Annotated in this window: 3 protein-coding genes; 2 read left to right on the top strand and 1 reads right to left on the bottom strand. The window is 67.1% G+C overall.

Going from position 1 to position 2,074, the window contains the following annotated elements:
* Window positions 1-15: 15 nt before the first annotated feature.
* Entirely contained in the window at window positions 16-258 is a 243-nt protein-coding gene (locus AC5RUJ_RS15125) for a DUF2630 family protein (RefSeq protein WP_494024901.1), read from the bottom strand.
* 148 nt (window positions 259-406) lie between these two features.
* Between AC5RUJ_RS15125 and AC5RUJ_RS15120 the strand changes: the two genes are divergently transcribed.
* Window positions 407-1,150 (top strand): GntR family transcriptional regulator, encoded by a 744-nt coding sequence (locus AC5RUJ_RS15120; RefSeq protein ID WP_494128267.1) that lies wholly within the window; start codon window positions 407-409, stop codon window positions 1,148-1,150.
* A gap of 289 nt (window positions 1,151-1,439) precedes the next feature.
* A partial coding sequence (locus tag AC5RUJ_RS15115; protein WP_494156124.1) for a phosphotriesterase family protein occupies window positions 1,440-2,074 on the top strand: 635 nt, incomplete at its 3' end.

Below are 2,074 nucleotides of genomic sequence, written 5' to 3'. Positions count from 1 at the left end.
CCGCCTGCCGCTCCGCTACTGCCGGTAGTTTTCCACTTCCCCGGCCGGCCGGGTCTCAGCTTCGCCCGGGTCCTCGCCGGCCTTGCGCTTGGCACGGCGCTGGCGCAGCAAGTCCCAGCACTGGTCCAGCTGCTCTTCCAGGCGGCGCAGCTCGGCGGCGCGGGCGGCGGCCTTGTCCGGCTCCTCCGGCGTGGAGTCGCGCAGTTGTTGTTCCTTCTCGACCAACGCGCTGATGTACTTCTGGATGTCCTGGTCCATGGCACGCCCCTCCCGGCGGTAGTCACCTCAGGCTACGTCGCACGCCATCCGCGGGCTAGGGCCGCCGCCTCCTCAATGGACTGCGTTCTGTGGTTGACTTCCTGCAGGGCAATCCCGGTGGCGGGCGATGTGGAGGAACAGAAGACTCATGGCATATGGCGAGCTCGACACCTCGTCCGGGGTACCCCTGTATCGCCAGATCAGGGAAATCCTGCGCAGGGAAATAGCCGAGGGGATCGCTGATCCGCGGAAGCCAATGACCGAGGCGCAGTTGCTCAGCCGGTTCGAAGTCAGTCGGGCGCCCATCCGGCAGGCACTCCAGGAGCTTGCCAGCGAGGGGTACATCTACCGGAAACAAGGCAAGGGGACGTTCCCGGTCATCGGCACCAGGGTCCAGCGGCCGGCCGACGTGCGCTCGGGGGCCCTGTACCAATACCTCGCCGAGAGCGGACTGCGTCCGACGGGGAAGGTCGCCGGCATCGAACGGGTGGAACCGCCCGGCCGGATTCGGGACCTCCTGGGACTCGAAGCGCACGAGCGGCTCCTGCATTTCACCCGCCTGATCTCGGTCGAGGATGAGCCCCTCGTCGAAGCCGACGTCTACATTCGGGTGCCCGGGGACTTCAGCCCCACCGCCGCGGAACTGGAACGCGTTGGCTCCGCCTTCGAACTCCTCAAGAAAGAGTTCGGCATCGCACACGTCCGCGCCGAGCACGAAGCCTGGGCAACCGCGGCCACCGCCGAACAGGCCGCGACCTTCGGGGTGGCCGTGGGGAGCCCGCTGCTCGTCATCGAGACGGTCTTCTTCACCACGGGCGACCTGCCCGCCGGATGGCGCTCCGCAGTGCACCTGGCAGAGAAATTCAAGTACCGGTTCAGCACCGGGCAGTAGGCCGCGACCGCGCGGGAAATCCACCCCGTCAGCCAAAACGAAACGAGATGTTTTCCGGTCAATTGCCTTGACTTTGGCACTACATCATGTAAACCTAGTTGACAGGTAATCAAGGTCACATCAGCGGGAGCCCGCGGCCGTTAGCGGACGCCGGGCCTCCCGATGGGCTCCTCCTTCGTTTACTGCCGCCTGCACCGGTTTCGGCGAGGAATGAATCCAGAGGTCGCGGTGCATGATCCTTCCCCGCGTGACGTCTGCATGGCGTGGCGTCAGACGAAAGGTTGTGCCAATGACGGATACAACAACAACCCCCCACCCGACGGCCAATACCGTTCTTGGCCCCGTTCCCGCCCACGAACTGGGTGTGGTCGCGGTCCACGAGGCCCTGCTCTCGGTGGTCCCGGGAGCCCAGTACGCCCCGGACATCAGCATGGACCGGGCGGAGATCTTCGAGGTCCTGGCCGGAAAGCTGACCGACTTCCGCAGGGCCGGCGGCCAGACCATCGTGGACAGCACCGGCATGTTCCACGGCCGCGACGTGAAGCTGTACGAGGCGCTCTCGCGCTCGACCGGCGTGCACATCATCGCCTCCACCGGCATGGGGCCGGAGGAAATGCTCGGCGGCTACTTCCTCACCCCGCAGACCAACCCGCCGACCCCCTGGCCGGCCGAAAAGTTCGCCGACCTCTTCTCGAAGGAAGTCAGCGAGGGCATGGTGGTCCCGCGGGTCGAGCGCCGCGGAGCCGCCGGGCTGGTCACCAGCACCGCAACCCGCGAGGGCATGACCCCCACCGACGAGAGCTTGTTCCGCGGGGCGGCCCGGACCGCCCTGGCCACCGGCATCCCGGTCTCCATCCGCTACGGCGCCGACGCCCTGCACGACCTCGACGTCGTCCTGGACGAGGGACTGCCCGCCGGGCGGGT

The organism is Arthrobacter sp. Y3223164 (assembly GCF_059091005.1).
The sequence above is the reverse complement of the archived record's forward strand: the minus strand, read 5'-3'. Positions and strand labels throughout refer to the sequence as shown.